16 protein-coding genes are annotated in these 17485 nt (G+C 58.5%); 3 read left to right on the top strand and 13 right to left on the bottom strand.

Translation table 11 applies throughout. The features are described 5' to 3' along the window. Positions 1 to 15: 15 nt before the first annotated feature. The 7 genes from ABK249_RS28845 to ABK249_RS28815 are packed head-to-tail and all read right to left on the bottom strand — an operon-like array spanning position 16 to position 7008. A complete protein-coding gene (locus ABK249_RS28845; RefSeq protein ID WP_227703978.1) occupies positions 16 to 1161 on the bottom strand; it encodes a glycoside hydrolase family 88/105 protein in 1146 nt (381 codons plus the stop codon). 6 nt (positions 1162 to 1167) lie between these two features. Next, positions 1168 to 2679, bottom strand: coding sequence for a polygalacturonase PglA (pglA, locus tag ABK249_RS28840; RefSeq protein ID WP_227703977.1), 1512 nt, complete (start codon positions 2677 to 2679; stop codon positions 1168 to 1170). A gap of 4 nt (positions 2680 to 2683) precedes the next feature. Then, positions 2684 to 3940 (bottom strand): ABC transporter substrate-binding protein, encoded by a 1257-nt coding sequence (locus ABK249_RS28835; RefSeq protein WP_227703976.1) that lies wholly within the window; start codon positions 3938 to 3940, stop codon positions 2684 to 2686. A 32-nt stretch (positions 3941 to 3972) separates the two neighbouring features. Next, positions 3973 to 5085, bottom strand: a complete 1113-nt coding sequence (locus ABK249_RS28830) for an ABC transporter ATP-binding protein (RefSeq protein ID WP_227703975.1) — start codon at positions 5083 to 5085, stop codon at positions 3973 to 3975. A 5-nt stretch (positions 5086 to 5090) separates the two neighbouring features. Continuing rightward, a complete protein-coding gene (locus tag ABK249_RS28825) occupies positions 5091 to 5945 on the bottom strand; it encodes a carbohydrate ABC transporter permease (RefSeq protein WP_227705210.1) in 855 nt (284 codons plus the stop codon). A gap of 56 nt (positions 5946 to 6001) precedes the next feature. Beyond that, positions 6002 to 6886 (bottom strand): carbohydrate ABC transporter permease, encoded by an 885-nt coding sequence (locus ABK249_RS28820; protein ID WP_227703974.1) that lies wholly within the window; start codon positions 6884 to 6886, stop codon positions 6002 to 6004. Then, a complete protein-coding gene (locus tag ABK249_RS28815) occupies positions 6883 to 7008 on the bottom strand; it encodes a hypothetical protein (protein WP_265105709.1) in 126 nt (41 codons plus the stop codon). The genes ABK249_RS28820 and ABK249_RS28815 overlap by 4 nt, the downstream gene beginning before the upstream one ends. Positions 7009 to 7250: 242 nt before the next feature. Here ABK249_RS28815 and ABK249_RS28810 point away from each other — a divergent pair, with 242 nt between their 5' ends. Continuing rightward, positions 7251 to 8159, top strand: coding sequence for a helix-turn-helix domain-containing protein (locus ABK249_RS28810; protein WP_227703973.1), 909 nt, complete (start codon positions 7251 to 7253; stop codon positions 8157 to 8159). Between the two features lie 108 nt (positions 8160 to 8267). Here ABK249_RS28810 and ABK249_RS28805 read toward each other — a convergent pair whose 3' ends face one another. The 4 genes from ABK249_RS28805 to ABK249_RS28790 form a co-directional block, all read right to left on the bottom strand. Then, the gene (locus ABK249_RS28805) at positions 8268 to 9281 is read right to left on the bottom strand and encodes an acyltransferase family protein (protein WP_227703972.1); all 1014 of its coding nucleotides are present in this window, start codon (positions 9279 to 9281) and stop codon (positions 8268 to 8270) included. Positions 9282 to 9334: 53 nt separating this feature from the next. Continuing rightward, positions 9335 to 10606, bottom strand: coding sequence for an O-antigen ligase family protein (locus ABK249_RS28800; protein WP_227703971.1), 1272 nt, complete (start codon positions 10604 to 10606; stop codon positions 9335 to 9337). A gap of 7 nt (positions 10607 to 10613) precedes the next feature. Further along, positions 10614 to 11864, bottom strand: a complete 1251-nt coding sequence (locus ABK249_RS28795) for a polysaccharide biosynthesis/export family protein (RefSeq protein WP_227703970.1) — start codon at positions 11862 to 11864, stop codon at positions 10614 to 10616. 113 nt (positions 11865 to 11977) lie between these two features. Further along, on the bottom strand, positions 11978 to 12658 hold the full coding sequence (locus ABK249_RS28790) for a sugar transferase (RefSeq protein WP_227703969.1): 681 nt from the start codon (positions 12656 to 12658) through the stop codon (positions 11978 to 11980). Positions 12659 to 13387: 729 nt separating this feature from the next. On the opposite strand from ABK249_RS28790, the gene ABK249_RS28785 reads away from it, so the two are divergent. After that, entirely contained in the window at positions 13388 to 13681 is a 294-nt protein-coding gene (locus ABK249_RS28785) for an exopolysaccharide production repressor protein (RefSeq protein WP_280107459.1), read from the top strand. Between the two features lie 93 nt (positions 13682 to 13774). Further along, entirely contained in the window at positions 13775 to 14779 is a 1005-nt protein-coding gene (locus ABK249_RS28780; protein ID WP_227703968.1) for a glycosyltransferase family 2 protein, read from the top strand. On the opposite strand, the gene ABK249_RS28775 is transcribed toward ABK249_RS28780, so the two are convergent. Together ABK249_RS28775 and ABK249_RS28770 are read right to left on the bottom strand one after the other, a co-directional pair. After that, complete coding sequence (locus tag ABK249_RS28775; RefSeq protein WP_227703967.1) at positions 14770 to 15714, bottom strand: polysaccharide pyruvyl transferase family protein; 945 nt, start codon at positions 15712 to 15714, stop codon at positions 14770 to 14772. The genes ABK249_RS28780 and ABK249_RS28775 overlap by 10 nt on opposite strands. A 42-nt stretch (positions 15715 to 15756) precedes the next feature. Further along, on the bottom strand, positions 15757 to 16725 hold the full coding sequence (locus ABK249_RS28770; RefSeq protein WP_227703966.1) for a glycosyltransferase family 2 protein: 969 nt from the start codon (positions 16723 to 16725) through the stop codon (positions 15757 to 15759). Between the last annotated feature and the right edge of the window lie 760 nt (positions 16726 to 17485).

Below are 17485 nucleotides of genomic sequence, written 5' to 3'. Positions count from 1 at the left end.
AGGCGGCCAAATCGCTCAGCGCTCCGAGGTTGTGCTAAGCTCAACCTTATCCCCATCCTCGTTCCCGATGAGGCGTTTGGATTGGGTATCTCGCTTTGTTTCGGCATAGGCCATCATCAGAGGCCCGACGCCCTTGATGTCATCCGGGCGGATTTCCTCCGAAAGATAATATTCCACCGTGCCGTCCCGGTATCGGCCGTTAAAACCGCCAAGACCCGCTACGCAACAGACATTGTGAAGCTTGATCATGCCATCCGGAGCCGGCCGCAATTCGTGTTCGATCAGCGATTGGAGAGCTGTCCGGCCGGCGTGCGCATAGGATGCCGATCCGGTGAGGCGCGCAAGCTTCTGGAGGAAATAGGAAAACATCGCCGTCGCCGAACTTTCTGGGTAATTCCGGGCTTCGTCGGGGCGGTCGATGACCTGCAGCCAGCGGTGGTCCGGCGTTCGAAGGGTCAACAATCGGGATGCGAGCGCCGAGGCTCGATCGGCAAGTTCCTGCCGAACTGGGCCAAACGGCAGGCTCTCGATAATGTCGACGAAAGCCATGGCGAGCCAACCAATCGATCTTCCCCAATGGGCGGGCGAGAGGCCGCTTTCCGCATCCGCCCAGGATTGCTGCCGAGATTCGTCGTAGCCATGCCGGTAAAGGCCGGTCGCCTGGTCGTAAGTCAGGTCGAGCGCGGTCAGGAATTGCCGAAGCGTCTCATCTGCCATGTCGGGCCGGGAGGTGGCGCGGGCATATTCCATCTTGAACGGCAGAGCCATGTAGAGACCGTCCAGCCAGATCTGGTGGGGGTAGCGGAGCTTATGCCAATAGACGTCGCTTTCGGTGCGCGGATGCGTTTCAAGTTGCCGCGCGAGTAAAGTGGCGGCACTAAGCCAGGCAGTCTCGCCGGTTAGCCGGTAAAGGAAGACGAGGGCGCGGCCGGCCAGGATATTGTCGATGTTGAATTCCTCGATCTCATACCCGGCCAGCCGACCCGAGGCGTCGATCTGACCGCCGACCAGCCGGATAAGGTGGTCGAGCCAGCGGTCGTCGCCGGTCGCTTCATAGAGCGTAATCAGACCGCGATAGAGGCACCCGTCTTCGTAGCACCACGCGCCGCCCTTATAATATTCGTAGTTGCGGACATAGGTCTCGAAGTAGTCGTGAAGCATCGGATTTCAGTCTTGTGCTGGATGAATGGAAGGAGGGGAGAGCCGTACAAGGCGGCTGAATGTGGTGTTTTCCGCAATAATCCCGGCGTGGCGGAGAGGCGAGAGACGGCAGGCCATTTCCGGCACCTCTGCCTCCGCCTCGGGCGCGAAGGAAACCGAATAATTCTCAAAGGTGATGTCGTGGATTGCCGCTTCCGGCAGGCCGTAAAAGACGGCTGCCGCCGTGCGGGCGCCGGAGACGGTAACATTTTCGATCGAGATTGATCTGATACTCGGCGTCTCGATGGATACCGGTAGCGGCGCTCGGGACTGGACGTAGTCCGACCGGCCATCGGCATCGCAGAAATAAAAGGAGTTGACCGCTACCGGTGTCGCGACCTCCTCCATAAGGCTGTCCGCAATCCTGATGTCCGAAACCATGCCGCCGCGTCCCCTCCGGGTCTTGATGCGCAGGCCGCGGTCCGTGCCCCTGAAGTGGCAATTCCGGATGGTGATGTCCCGGACACCGGCACTCATCTCGCTGCCGATGACGACGGCCCCATGGCCGCGTTCCATGAAGCAGTTGGAGATACTTACGCGTTCCGTGGGCAGGTCCGGCCCGCCGCGCGGGCTGCGCTTGCCGGCCTTTATGGCTATGCAGTCGTCTCCGACCGAGATGTGCAGCCCGACGAGACGGACGTCAGCACAGCTTTCGGGGTTGAAACCGTCCGTATTCGGCGAATCCGGATGATTGTAGATTTTCAGGCCGACAGCCAGCACTCGCCTGCAGAGGACCGGATGAATCGTCCAGGAGGGCGAATTGCGGATGGTAAGGCCGGAAAGGGTCACGTCCTCACATCCGGAGAGAAAGACGGTCCGTGCCCGGCGGGCGCCCTGACGTGTCTCCTTGGGCCAGGACCACCAGTCTCCGCGGTCGCCGCCGCCATCGATGATACCGGCGCCGGTGATCGAAAGGTTCCGGCAGTCGATCGCGTTGATGAGGCCTGCATAACAGGCTTCCGCCACGCCCTCCCAAGTACCGAGTACACGGCCATCGGGATGACGAGCAGGTATGATAGGAAAGTCTTCCCTTTCGGAGGTCGCCGCCAATTCCCCTCCCTCTTCAATCAGCAGTGTCATGCTGCTCTTGAGGAAGACCGGGCCGCTTAGCCAGCGGCCCGCGGGTATCTTGAGCGTTCCTCCGATCGGAAGAGCGGCAATGGCGCTCTCAATCGCTTCAGCATTGTCCGATGATCCGGTCGACGCGCCGAAATCGCGGATGTCAATTAAAGCGGTTTCGTTTCGCGTTGTGAACTCAAGACGGGCATCGCCTATCTGGAGAGAATAAAGGCTGCCCGGCTCCAGCCCATTGACCGAGGAGACGACACGCCGTGTCGTCTCCTCGGCTACAAGGCCACCATCAGCATCCCGCACTTCCCAGGCGAACGTAGCGTCACGTTCAAAGAAATACCTTCCGGCATCGACGCTGAAGGTCGCACTGCGTGATCCGGTCGTCAGAAGTTCGATGGTGGCCGTCACGTCTTCAGATCCCCGTCAGCGCTTCATTGATGCCGGCGATGATTTCGGCCGCGGCGTCCTCGGCGGACTGTTGGCCGTAGGCGAAGGCTTCGAAATTGCTGTCGAAGGCTTCGGTGACCCGCGGATGCTCGTTGAGCGGCGAAACGCCGGGGCTCGTCGGCTCCATCACTTGCTTGTAAGCCTCCAACTGCACAGGCTTGATCTTGCCTTCCTTGGTCAGGATATCGAGGGCTGCCTTGCTGGAGGGAATGCCTCGACTGGCGCCCATCACCTTCGCCGCTTCCGGGTCGTTGAGCAGGCAATTGACGATCTGCGCTGCCGCCTTCGGGTCCTTGCTGTTCTTGGAGATCGCAAACAGCATGGAAGGCTTGCGATAGACACCGTCCGTCTTGGCTCCGTCGATCGTCAGGAGCTTGACCGGGACCAGTTCCTGCCCCTTTTCCATAGGGGTTGAAATCTTCCCGTAGGTGCTGTCCCACTGATAGGTGCCGGCGATCTGGCCCCTCGCCCATTTTTGGTTTTCATGCAGCGGCGTGTTGCCGGCGGCGGCAACCTGTTTCCAGGATTCGATGACGCCTTTGTCGACCAGGGTCTGGTAGAATTCGAGACCCTCGACGAGTTCCTCTTCCGTCCAGGCGACCTGGTTCGTCGCTGGGTCGATCAGGTCCTTACCGGTCTTTTGCGTGGTGCGCAGGATGACCACAAGCCGGGCGTCGAGGGCGGCGCCTTCGAAGGGATAATAGTCCTTGCCGAGCTTTTCCTTCATCTTCGGTGCGGCAGCGATCAGTTCATCCCAGGTCTTCGGGATCGGGACACCGGCCTTGTCGTAGGTCGTCTTGTTGAACATGAAGACGCGCCCGGTGGTGGAGACCGGAATGCCGTTCAGCTTGCCCTTGACGGTGCCGCTGTCGAGGTCGGCCTTGGTCCACTGGCCGAGGTCGATGATGTCCTTGTACTGATAGAGATCGGCAAAGCCGGTGCCGTTCTTGGTAAAGAGCGGCAGCCACGGCCAGTTGATCTGCAGGATATCGGCTTCGGTGCCGCCGGCAAGCTGGGTGGCGACCTTCTCCTGATGCCCTGTCCACCCGGTGAACTCGGGCGCGATCGTGTGGCCGAACTTGCCGCCGCAAATCTTCAGGGCTTCCTGCGTTGCAAGGTGACGGTCGTCGCTGCCCCACCAGGACATGCGCAGATCCGCAGCGAATGCTGTCGAAAGGCTGGTAGCGGCAAACAGTGCCGCCGTGATGATCATGGTTCTCATTTTGGCTCCTCCCAGGTTGGAACGGTGAAATTTCAGACCGCCAGGCTGATATTCTCCCCGGTCTGGCGATCGAACAGATGCACTCCTCTCGGGTCCGGGCTCAGCCAGACCCAATCGTCGCGCAATGCGCTGCGGTCGTAGGCCGCAGACGGCACGACGGCGATCAGTCGCTTCGGGCCGATATCGACATAGAGGTAGACTTCATGGCCCATGAACTCGATGTGATTGAGCTTGCCTTTGAGTGTTGCCGGCGTCTCAGCGGCGGCAAGGCGCAGATGCTGAGGCCGGATGCCGAGCGTTACCGCGCGGCGCGAATTTCCCGACAGGCGGGAGGCGAAATCTTCACCGAGCTCGACCGTCTGATCCGCTGTCCGGATGCTGCTTTCTCCCACAAGCTCTCCGTCCAGGAAGTTCATTTCCGGGCTGCCGATGAAACCTGCGACAAAGGTATTGGCAGGGCGATTGTAGAGCGTCACCGGGTCGGCGACCTGCATGATGTGCCCGTCCTTCATCACACAGATGCGGTCGCCCATGGTCATGGCTTCCGTCTGGTCGTGGGTCACGTAGATGACAGTCGCCTGCTGTCCCTCGGCCTTCAGGCGCTTATGCAGGTCGGTGATGCGCACACGCATCGAGGCGCGCAGCTTCGCGTCGAGATTCGAGAGCGGCTCGTCGAACAGGAAGACCTGCGGCTTCTTGATGAGTGCCCGGCCGACAGCGACCCGCTGGGCCTGACCTCCGGAAAGTTGCTTCGGAAGCCGATCGAGGAGCGGGTCGATCTCCAGAAGGCCGGAGACGTGCTGCGTCGCCTCCGCGATCTCTGTAGCCGGGCGGCGCTTCAGCCGCATGCTGAAGGAGAGATTCTTGCGCACCTTCATATGAGGGTAGAGAGCATAGTTCTGGAAGACCATGGAAATGCCGCGGTCGCCCGGGGTTTTGTCGTTAACAAGCTCACCACCGATGAGGATCTCGCCGCCGGTAATCCGTTCAAGGCCGGCGATCATGCGCAGCGTCGTCGATTTGGCGCAGCCGGACGGGCCCACCAGCACCATGAACTCACCATCCTCGACATCGAGGTTGATGCCATGCACCGCGCGGAACGAGCCATAGTCCTTTTCGAGGTTTCTCAGTTGCAGACGCGCCATGTCGATTATCCTTTGATGCCGCCGGACGAGATGCCGTCGATGAAATATTTCTGCGCGAGGAAGAAGACCGCGAGCGCCGGCGTCAGCGTCAGGACGGACATGGCGAGCACGCGATTCCATTCGAACGCTTCCGTGGTGTCGATCGAGAGTTTCAGCGCCAGCGAAACCGGATATTTGTCCACCGAGGAGATGTAGATCAGTGGCCCCAGGAAGTCGTTCATCGTCCACATGAACTGGAAGAGGCAGACGGAGATCAGCGCCGGCATGAGCAGCGGCACGACGATAAAGATCAGCGCCTGCCACGTGGTGGCGCCATCGACACGGGCGGCTTCTTCCATGTCGCGAGGAATGGCGCGCAGGAACTGCACAAGCATGAAGACGAAAAAGGCGTCTCCCGCAAAAGCCGAGGGTACCCACAGCGGCAGAAAGCTATCGAGCCATCCGAGGTCGCGGAAGAGCAGGTATTGCGGAATGCGGGTGACCACGTTCGGCAGGAGCAATGTCGCGATCAGCGAGGCGAAGAGCAGCTTCTTAAACGGAAACTCGAAGCGAGCGAAACCGTAGGCTACTGCCGTGCATGAGATGGCCGTGCCGATCACTTTGGGGACGACGATCCAGAGCGTGTTCAAAAAGAACGTGCCGAAGGAATAGGGCGTCGACGTCCTCCAGCCCTTGATATAGCCGTCAAGTGTCGGATTCTCGGGCCAGAAGCCGGGATTGGCAAATATCTCGGAATTGGTCTTGAAGGATGCGCCGATCAGCCAGATCAGCGGATAGAGCATGAGCAGGCCCACTCCGGCGAGCAGTGCATAACGAAATGCCATGCTGAGCCGATGGCTGCGCATTTCGCGCGCGCGCATGGTGTCAATGTCGCCGACCGTGGGTGCGGTATTGGAAAGCACATGCTCGGTCATGATCAGTTCCTCTTGTCGCCGGCGTAGTAGACCCAGTGGCGCGAGGACCAGAAGGCCACGAGCGTGAGCAGCATGATGATGACGAAGAGGACCCAGGCGATCGCCGAGGCATACCCCATGTCGAAGCGCTTGAAGGCCTCATCATAGATGTAGAGCGGCAGGAGATAGGTGGATTTCAGCGGGCCGCCTTGCGTGATGATGTAGGGGCCGTTGAACTCCTGGAAGGCCTGGACCATCTGCATGATCAGGTTGAAGAAGATGACCGGGGTGATGAGCGGCAGCGTGATATAGACGAAGCTTGTCCAACGGCCGGCGCCGTCGATCGCGGCAGCCTCATAAAGCGTCCTGTCGATGCTCTGAAGTGCGGCGAGGAAGATCACCATCGCCGAACCGAACTGCCAAAGCCTCAGCAGCGTGATGGTGAACAGCGCATTGGTCGGATCGCCAAACCAGTTGACGGGTTCGAAGCCAATCAGATTCAGGCCCATATTGACGAGGCCGACATCCGCAAAGATATATCGCCACAAAACGGCGATTGCGATCGAGCCGCCGAGGATGGACGGTACATAATAGGCCGTGCGGAAGACATTGATGAACTTCAGCTTGTAGTTCAGGATCACCGCCATGAAGAGAGCGAAGGCGAGCTTCAGTGGCACGGTCGTGAAGACGTAGACGAGCGTCACCCAGAGCGATTTGCGGAAGGTCCGATCGTTGGTGAAGAGTTTGATGTAGTTCGCCAAGCCGGTGAAGATCGGCTCGTTCATCAGGTTATAGTTGGTGAAGCTCAGGTAGAGCGATGCCACGAACGGAAGGGCCGTGAAGATCAGCAGCCCGATGATGTAGGGCGATAGATAAAAAAGACCCAGGAACCGGCTTTCTCCGCTCATGCCGCTGTCCTCGACTTTGCCAGCGCTTCGGCCCGCCGGTGATGGGATCTATCGATGATCTGGCGGGAGGCATAAAGCTGGATGAGCAGGGCGAGCGTTCCGCCCTGGGCAAGGTCGCCCATGAGTTTCGCCGGCCCGTTGCGCGCGCCCCTGCAAAGGGCAATGTTAAACGACGAGATACTTCCCTTATTGTGCATCGTATTTTTGGCACAGAAATCCCGCGGCGCCCGCAACGACGGCGGGCTCCTGAAAAATCTAACGCCATTTCCTCCCAATCTGGCCTTCAAACGTGTTGAGGTCTTGGTTCCCGCACTGATAATCTCATCTTGTTGGAGAGATCAAATCGACAAATTCGGGGAAAAGGATGGACAAAATTGAAGGTAGCGTGCTCGCCGGGATTCCGATGGGTGCACTTGCCCTGACACTCACGCGTTCAACCATAAGGATGCAGCATTCCCACACCTGGAGCGTCGACAAGTCGAACAGTGTCCACGATCTCATCATCTGCCTGACGGGCTCGGCGCATTACGAGGTGGACGGAGAGGCAATCCTCATGTCGCCGGGCCGGGCGATGCTGTTGCCGGCGGACACGCACTTCATCGGCTATTCGACCTCGAAGGAGCCTTATACGGGAATTGCCCAACACTTCATGCTCGACCTCTTCGGTCGGCTGGACATGATCTCCCAGATGCATCTCAAGCGGTCCGTTGCCCTTTCCCGCTGGGATATGATGGAGCCGCTGACGCGCTACTATCACGACAATTCGCCGCCCTATTCCACCACACTCCTGCAGCATCATCTTTTCATGTTCCTTCTGATCGAATTCATCGAGCAGGCACATATCGGATGGCGGGAGCAATCGGTCGGTAACGTCAACAATCCCGACGCGCTTTCATTTTCCATCATGGTAGCGGCAAGTCAGATTGCCGCCGATCCGCTCAACGATCAGATCGTGGAGCGCGCTCTGAATTCGGCGCCTTATAATCTCGACTATTTCAAGCGCGAGTTCCGCAAGCGCGTTGGATGGACCCCGGACAAATTCCAGGAATTCAAACGGATGGAGAGAGCCATGGGGCTGATGGCTGGCGGTTGCAGCGTCAAGCGCGCGGCAGAGCTTTCGGGATATTCCGATGCCTATTATTTCTCCCGCATGTTCAAGCGCTATATCGGCATCAGCCCGCTTGGGTATCAACAATCGGAAAAACGCAACCGCGAAGGCGCATTTCCGCGAGGCGAAGAGGACGGGCAGCTCCTTTATCCCCTGCCACGATGAGCTCGATGGTGTGTGGCGTCCACGAAAGCACGGATTGATCCCAATTCGGTATGAGATAAAAAGTCCAGGCTTGCCACAAGCTGCGGCCTGAGCGTTTCGAAGCTCAGTTCATCTGGCCGGCCGACGGATCGGAAGACGCCAGAGAGAGGACCTTTTCCCCTTGAGAAGGAATTGAACGGGCCTTTCCAGGCACTCGTAGCCGGCGACACCCGCGAGTGTACCGAGCACGACGGCCGCAAAAAGGATTGCCGGAGCCGCGAGCGATAGCGAGACGCCAACCTGCGCCACGACGGAAACCGCGAAAGTGTGCCAGAGATAGATGGAATAGGAGCTGTCGCCGAGATAGGTGAGCGCGGGAAGATTCGGCAGCTTACCGCTGGCTTCAACGGCCAGCGCTCCCGACACGAGCATCACCGCCAGCGGTCCACATGACCAGGCATCGAATTCAAGCTTCAGCAGATGGATCGCAGCAAAGCCTGCTATTGAAGTTCCCACGAGAACAAGGCCGATCGAGGGGGAGGGCAAACGTCCGCTGCGCCACAATTTTGCGAGCGCCGCTCCGGCTACGAATTCGAGGATGACCGGTGCCGTATAGAAGCCGATGATCTGGCTCGTTGGCTGCAGCAAGGCTCCGGCGGCAACAAGCAGGCCAAACAGGACGGCCAGGGCCGGGAGCCGTGAGGCGGGTTTCAGAAACAAGATCAGCGCGAATACCGCATAGAAGAAGATTTCGTAGTTCAGCGTCCACCCCTGCACCAGTACCGGCCACAGGTTTCCCGAACTTGGAGACGTTACCGGGATGAAGAAGAACGATCCGAGCATATGCTCGAGGTTGAGTTTCAGGTTCGGGAAGAGCCCGATAACCGCACCGATGATCATGACCGCAGTCGCGGCCCAATAGGCCGGTGCGATGCGCTGAAGGCGGTTGCGGAAGAAATCGGCGGGGCTGACTGGCCGGCTGTCACTGAGAGCCACCATGATGAAACCGCTGACCACGAAGAAGACATCGACGCCGGCCGCGCCGATCGTGAAATGCAAGCCGGTGCGCTCGCCGGCATGAAAGATCACGACGGCTATCGCTGCGAATGCCCTCAGGTACTGAATTGAGTAGAGCGTCTGCATCCTGGGTATCCTTCAGCGCGGGGTTTAGGCGGTCGGGCGCCCCCGATAAGCGTTCAGCCCGTACGGGCGCTGTTCAGACTGGAAACATATTGATCGAAATAGGGGCGGGAGAGGCGGGACTGCGCGATCGTCAGCTTCCCGACGGCAAAATAGAGGAGGAACGAGCCGATATGATAAGGATGCATGATGTCGATCTCGACAAAGGAACGGACCAGCAACAGGCTGGCTATGCCGAAGAGGAGAAGCGACCCGGGGTTCCTGTCGACGGTCAGCAGTCGTCTCAGGTGACTGACGACGGTCGTCAGCAGAATGAGGGTAAGCAGAAGCGTGCCGGCCAATCCGGTTTCCACCATGGCTTCGATATAGGTGTTGTGGAAATGGAAGCCGCTTCGCGAGGCGATGTAGAAGTCCTGCCACAATCGTTCCGCTTCGGAAAACCCCGGCACCCAATAGGCCTGATAGCCGATTCCGAAATAGGGATTATCGCGAGCTGCGGCGATGCCCTGCTGCCAGAGATAGGTTCTGCCGGTCAGGGTCGCATCCTTGCCGAAGACGGAGAGGATCACATCCATCGCGCCGAATTGCAGTGCCCCAACGCCTATGACTGCCATCACGATCAGGGACGCGGCGAAGAATACCCGTCGGTTCTGTGGCGTAAAGAACATGATGACCTGCATACCGACACAGAGAGCCACGGCACCAAGCGTCGTAATGACGGATGTTGCCGATTGTGACGCGGCGAGGGAATAGACCGAAAGCAGGCCAATCAGGCCGGAGGCGATGAACCAGAGACCGCGCGCCCGGAAGATCAACACCGTTGCATAGGAAAAGAAAACGCCGAGCGAAGCATAAAGGCCGAGCTGGTTCTTGGAGGAAAAGGCGCCGACGAAACTGTAAGTGCCATCAAGCGAATCGTAGAGATAGGTGCCGAACAGAAGCGAATACAGCAATACCAGCCCGCATCCAGCGACGGCGCCGCGCGATAGAGTGGCGACGGTCATCGTCCGCATTGCGATCAGCGCACAGATGATGTGCGTCAGATACTGTACGGATGCACGCATCGATACCGGAGGAGCCGCCGACCAGAAGACCGACAGGAAACAGAAGAGTGCGAAGGAGAATATCCACAGGTATCTGAAGGAGTTGCCGAGGACGCGGCGATAGTCGATCAGGACGAGCGGAAACCAGACGGCATAATAGGCCAGGATGGAAACCTGCCCCAACCGGCTCGAATAGGCGAACACGAAGAAAGAAAGCGCGATCGCAGCCACGCCATAGACTTCATTGCGGGCCGGATCGATCAGCGCAGATTTGGCTATCCTCATGCATGCCTCATTGCATCAAAAGCTCGGAACTGACCTTGATGACATCGCCGGGCAAGAGCCTGTCGTTTTCGCCCACCATGACTTCCTTCGGCCCTTCTCCCTGGTCCCGCACCACGACATATTTGATGGTGGCAGCCTTGCCGGTAGGGTCGAATTTCAGCGCTTCAGCGGATTGGGCCAGCGCTTCCGACATCAGTTCGCGGCTGGTGCCGAGCTGCAGCCCGAGTTTTTCAAGCTCGGCTTCGGTATCCTGCAGTTCCTTGGCGCGTTGCGCCTCCCAGTCATTACGCAGATTGACTTCGTCCTGATTGGCCTGGTTAATGTCCTGCTTGGCGCGAAGTGCTGCCGTATCCGTATCCAGCATGTTCGATTCGAGATCGGCTGCCCGCTCCTCGGCCGTCAGGCGCCGGCTGGAAGTGGCAAGGCCTTGTTCGGTCAGCTTGGCCATCTTGTCGCGGTCCTCGGCGACAAGCTGCAGCCGGCGCTTCTGTGTCTCGGACTTCTGGGCTAGCGATTGGACTTCCTTTTCGAGCAGTTCCCTGAGATCGGCCAATGCTTTCAATTGAGTTTCATAACGATCCCGCCGGGATTTCATGAGCGCCGCCTCGCTGGCGATAAGCTGGTCGGCATTTGCGACATTCTGAAGCTCCGGCGGGACCTTCAGTTCATCGGCGCCGGCGACTTCCGCAAGCAGGCGGGCGCGACGGGCAAAAAGCCGGCTGCGCCCGGAATCATAGACTACCGCTTCGCCGCGAGCATTAATGAAATCACGGGCGAAACGTTGTCCTGCATCGGACCGGCGGAGCCCGCCGGCGAGGCTGACGGCCTTCAGAACCGTCAGGTTGGGGCCATAGGGATATTCGCCGGGCCTATCGACATCGCCGGTTACGAAAACCGGACGGAATTCAGCGATTTCCACCGAGGCCGATGGCAAGTTGCGTAATGCGAACTTGCTGCGCAGCTCTTCACCGATGGCTTTTGCCACGTCGGCGGTCGTCTTTCCCGCAGCTGCGAGGTCACCGATGAAGGGTAACGAGAGGGAACCCGTTGGCCCTATCGTATAATCGCCGCTGATCGCATCCCAATTTCGAACGGTGCCTTCGGCAGGCTGCCATTCAGCCACCCGAATGCGCAGCTTGTCCATAACACCGAGTTGATATCCGGTTTCATCCGCTGCGGCGCTTTCGGTCGATATGACAAGGAGCGCTCCAACCAGAAAGCATAAAATCCTCCATGCGGAGGCGGTTCGTATCTGCATTTGACTTTTCCTCAAATCGCGCGGTTGCGTCCACGCTTGGGGAGCATCATTTTTCCGAAACCGGCCGCGGACAGGGATTTCGGATTTCTTCTGGGGCAAGAGAAGGCGAACGATTAGTAGCTGCCGCGTGCCAGGCAAACGGCGGGAATCGTTTTCGCAATGATTGCGAAGTCGCCGAGAAGCGACCAGTTCTGGACGTATTGGGTATCGAAAGCGATGCGGGTTTCGTAGGAGACGTCGTTGCGACCGCTGATCTGCCAGAGACCCGTGAGGCCCGGGCGGGTCCGCAGGTAATAAGCGGCAAAGCTGTCGTAGAGGTTCAGTTCCTCATCGACGACAGGTCTTGGACCGACCACGCTCATTTCACCTCGAACAATGTTGATGAGCTGCGGGAGTTCATCGAGGCTGAGTTTGCGTAGCACTGTCCCAACAACCGTCACACGCGGGTCGACCTTGAGCTTGCGGGTGGCCCGCCACTCCTCGGCTGCTTGTGGGTTGGCGTTCAGATAGTTTCGCAGGACCTCGTCGCCATTGACAGCCATCGTGCGGAACTTGAGGCATCTGAATGACCGGCCGTTATGGCCTATCCGACGATGCCCGTAGAAGACCGGACCATTGTCGGAAAATTTCACCAGCGCCGCAATCATCAGAAAGATCGGGCTGAAAAGGATGAGGGCTAGAGCGGCTGCGGTGATGTCGAAGGTACGTTTTGCCAAGCCACCGGTCGGGAAAGCCAAGTCGGCTTGGTCGGGGCTTGAAAACGGCGAACCTGCCGAACGTGTCGCTGACTTCATAGAGTTAACTCCATTTAGGTTTTGCGATAGTCGGTGCCATTGCGGCGCGTTATTCCGAGCCTATGGGATAATAAGTCTGTGTTCGGAATTTGATGCCAGTCAAATTTTTTGCGCGGCCATTTCCGATGGGGCGCCGCTGCCGGCTGGGGGATGCCGGAGGGATATTGGTTAACTTGAGAGGCGTTGGTTTATATGTTTGGAAATACTAATTCTTGTATGTAAAATCCTGTTTGTTGCGAATAGTTTCCGACTGTGTCCGGTTATTTCCCGCTTTTTGTCTCGTCGCTGCCCCAGCTACACCCGACCGTGCTTCTTTGAGAGTGGGACCAAAGTAGCTTGCACTTAGGACCAAAGGCCCAGCCCTGCTGCGCCGCAATACAATGCTGCGCTGCAATAATCGTAGGTGTGCCGTCTTAAGCTTTGTAACAAAAGTTGATCGCATAACCGGCCACTCTACCCGACGCAACTGGTGAATTGTTCCAAACGCGGCGAAACCGGGCTAAAATATGGCGAAAACGAGGCGTAAGCATTGTGGTACGGGGGTATCAAGCGCTATGACGGGCTATATTTTCACGGAACTTGCGAAACCTTACGAAAGTTTCACCAATAGCCTGACATAATCGAGATAGGAAACTTGAATCCTCTCCTGCAGGCTCCTATGGTTGTTCCATTGGGAGAGGAGCCGAAAGATCGATGAACTGAGCAAGTTTAAGTTCGGGAGGAGGAATTATGTACGCACCGCGCGTCTTTGTCAGCATGACAGGGGTACTGATCGTTTTTGCGGTGTCTGCGTATTTTATGACCGGATCGTTTTATACGGCGCTTATACAGACATTGATCTGTGCCGTACTTCTCCAGGTCGGTTATTTCATCGGCGTTCTTTACCTGGTGCGGCGCGAAAAGAAGCTTCGCGAAGAGAACATTTCATCAGAGGCGGCCACCATCAAAAACTCGAAGGACAGCAATCGACGCGACGGTCTGCGCGCCGATGCCGCTCCGAATTTACCCGCCAGTGACACCTGATTTGTCTCGTTCAAGCTTTTTTCAGGAGATTTCACACGAGGGCCATTTTCCTGCGTCCATAGTTCCACCAACCGATGAAGCTTGGAGAGGGCTATGGCTGAAACCACTCACCAGACAATCTGCGTCATCATCGCGGCCAAGAATGCCGCCGAAACAATCGGGGTCGCGATTCAATCGGCCCTGAATGAGACGCATGTCGGCGAGGTCGTCGTGGTCGATGACGGTTCGACGGATGCGACGGCGACGGTTGCACGGCAAGCCGATGACGGATCGGGTCGCCTGACCGTCGTTTCCTTTGAAAAAAACCGTGGTCCTTCGGCTGCCCGCAACCACGCCATTGCGATATCGCGCGCCCCGCTGATCGCCATCCTCGATGCCGACGATTTCTTCTTTCCCGGCCGTTTCGCGCCGATGCTCGAAGAGGATGGATGGGATCTCATCGCCGATAACATCGCCTTCATCTACGAGCCAACCGAAATCATTCATCCAGAACGCTTCGAGACGAGGGCGCGTACAATGTCACTCACCGAATTCGTCGAGGGGAATATCTCGAAGCGCGGCGTGAAGCGCGGGGAGACCGGTTTCCTGAAACCGATGATACGTCGGAATTTCCTGGAGGCTCATGGGCTGCGTTACAAGGAGGAGATGCGGCTTGGCGAGGACTATGATTTCTATGTCCGGGCACTGGCAAAAGGCGCCCGCTACAAGGTGATCGAGCATTGCGGCTACGGCGCCGTGGTCCGGCATGATTCGCTCAGCGGTCGGCATCGCACAGAGGATTTGCGCACGTTCTACGAAGCGGACGAGGCAATTCTCGCCGACCGGAGGCTCCCCGACGAGGCGAGGGCCGTCATTACGCGACATCGCGACCATATCCGCGACCGCTACGAGTTGCGTGCTTTCCTCGACGTCAAGTCGCACGCCGGCAAGTTTGCCGCAATTCGCCATATCCTAACCCGCCCGCAGGTGTTGCCGGCGGTGGCGACAGGCATCTTCCTCGACAAGCTCGATCTCCTGCGTTCGAAATCATCTCCGGCGGCGGTTGAGCCTCCGAGGACGCGCTATCTCCTGCCTGGTATCCCTGCCGTTCAGAAATAGTCGCGGCGGATCCCATCCAGCATCGTGCGGAACTGTTCCTTCCGCTCTTCGAGGACATTATCGGGGCTGAGGCGTGGTTCGGCGCGGCCGGCCTGCCAGAGCGCCAGCACGGAGGGAGAGGCCAGAAACTGCTTGGCCATTCCGCGAAGCCCGGTCTGTGAGGGAGGCCTGCGGGTCATGACTTCGCCTCCCGGGTTTTGCGGCGTCGCCTCGGGGGCGGGCTGCTCCCCGTCGAAGCGCACGCCCCAGAAACGGGAGCGTTTGGCGACGGCCTCTGCGCGGGTGGATACCGGCACATAGCGAGGTTCATAGGTGGTGCCGACGGAGCTTGCCCAGTCGTTCCATTTGAAATTGTTGATCGAACGCGAGGTGCTGACAGCAATCCAGGGAACACGGAAGGCATCCGCCAGGATAGCGCCGTGCATGGATTCGGCGATTATCAGCTCCGACTGCGCAATGTGGCGGATGACGGATTTCGCTTCGCCGCGGGGGTCGAGGTAAGCGAGGCCGACCGGCTCGCAAACCGCCTCCCACATGCCGAATTCGGCCGATTCCCAATGGGGAATGAAGGTTTTCCTGTGGACCTTCGGGAGGCTCTGGAATTCCGGCATGTCTGTGATCATTGCCGCCGGATCGGTAATCGCCCTTTCTGGCGGCAGGCCAAGCTTGGCAGCCGTCAACGGACCGCGAACCGCACGCACGTCCCATTCCGCCGGATTGCCGATATCCGGCGGCGTGCCATAACCATAACCGCTGCCCACCACGAGCTTCTTCTGTCCCGCTGGCAACAGGGCCGGATTGAGAACAGTGCCGACACCTACGAGAAGTATCTCCGGATGCACGTCCCGAAAGCCGGGCAGCAGTGCGTCCCAGAGCCAGAGGTTGAGATCGTCGCCGAAATTGCCGTGATGCGATTCCCAGTAGTACGCTTTCATGCGGGCCTCCGTGGGATAATGGTTGAATGGGACGTCTTGGTTTCAGCGAGCGCTGCCACCGAATTTTCCGGCGCCGAGTTCGAAGGCTGCTCGAAGCAAGCCCGGATCACGCAGCACCCAGCGGGCGAGCAGGCCGAAATCCGGAGCCTGACGTCGTTTCACCCGTCCGGCCTGGCTCCAGAGCGCCTGGCGGCGGGCGGTGTTTTTGTAGGATGCGATCGACGCTACGTCGCCAGGGCGGGAGCGGAAACGCTGTTCCAGCGTGTCAAGCGCGACCCAGGTGTTGAACTGCTGGCGCAGGAACTGCGGCGAGCGGTTGTCGATGCTGTGGAAGATGTTGAGGCCCATGCCGCGGCCCGCCCCCGCCTCGTCGCAGAGCAGGGTTCGTTTCGATTTGAGAATGCAGTCGCAGAAGAACAGCACATCTTCTGCAGCCAATCGCAGCGAGGGTTCGAAGCGGATCGTTTCGAAAACCGGCCGCGCGATCACCATGCAGGATAGATGCAGGAAGCTCCAGTTCTTCAGCATCACGCTTGCCAGATTCGACATCTCGATGACGAGGGGATCTTCGGACAGCCGCGTGCCGCCCTCCGCCTTTTCGAGCTCGGCCATGCCGAAATGATAGTAGAACTCGTCGCTCGCCTGCATGGAGGCCCAGTAGCACTCGGCATCGAACCGTGTCATGCAGTCAAACGCGTTCTTCAGATGATCCGGCAGCCAGATGTCGTCCGAATCGAGAAGGGCGACGAAACGAGTTTCCGCCGGTACGTTATCGAGGCCGGTGTTGCGTGCAGCTCCTGGTCCGCCATTTTTCTGGCTGATCACCCGGATGCGCGATTTCCAGGTTTCATCAATGCCTTGAAGCTCGGTGTCGGCGGGAAGGGGGGACTCATCATCGACGATGACTATATCGAAATCCTGATAGGTTTGATCGAAGATCGATTTCAATGCGCGGCCAAGAATGCCGGCCTCTCTTTGGTAAAATGGGATAACAACCGTGAACGTCGCCATGTTTTAGCCCTGCTTCCTTGAAGAATTGCAAGCCACCGACTTTCGCCGGGCTCCGGGTTTAGGCGGCAGCTCGCTGCCGTATTCGACTGACCTCCAGCAACGGGATTCGACCTGTGGCTCCAGGCCACGACACTAAGACCATCACGCAAGTGCCGGCTGGAGCGCACTATCTAAGACCGCTACATTCGGGCTGAAATTTGTCACCATGTCCATTCTGGCAAGACCGCTGACACCGGAAGATGTCGGATCGGGTGGCCGGAGAGGCCACCTAGCCAGCAGTCTATCGACGGATCACCGCCTTTGTGATGACGCTCGGCATGCGCGTTTTCCTGCCTGTTTTGGGCGGACGGGTTAACAAATCTTCGATATGGAAGTGCTGGCTGCACTGCCGCGGGACGGGTTTCCTCCTTGCGGAGCGGGCGCTTCTGAGAAATTTTCCAGCTTATTCGACGTCGCGGGATGCGCGAGCCGGTCAGACGCCTCGCCTGCCTGATTGTGTCGCAGATTTGCCTTAATCTCGCCATATTTTAGCGAAGTCTGAAACGGGAGCGGTAATAGAATACGGACTCCGATAGATTGTTTCGGGGTCGGGAGGAAAAATTTTTCGCGCGTGCTGCGATGCAGCATTTTGGGTTGGAATCACATCGAACTCCCTGTGAATCATAAATTCGTGCGGGCGAGTTGATGGGGCGGGCGCTTGGCTGCCCACGCATCGATTACTCTGTCATCCATCAATTTTTTGCTGCGCCGCCACATTTTG

Source organism: Neorhizobium phenanthreniclasticum, from assembly GCF_040066075.1.
Classification (GTDB): Bacteria; Pseudomonadota; Alphaproteobacteria; order Rhizobiales; family Rhizobiaceae; genus Neorhizobium; species Neorhizobium petrolearium.
The sequence above is the reverse complement of the archived record's forward strand: the minus strand, read 5'-3'. Positions and strand labels throughout refer to the sequence as shown.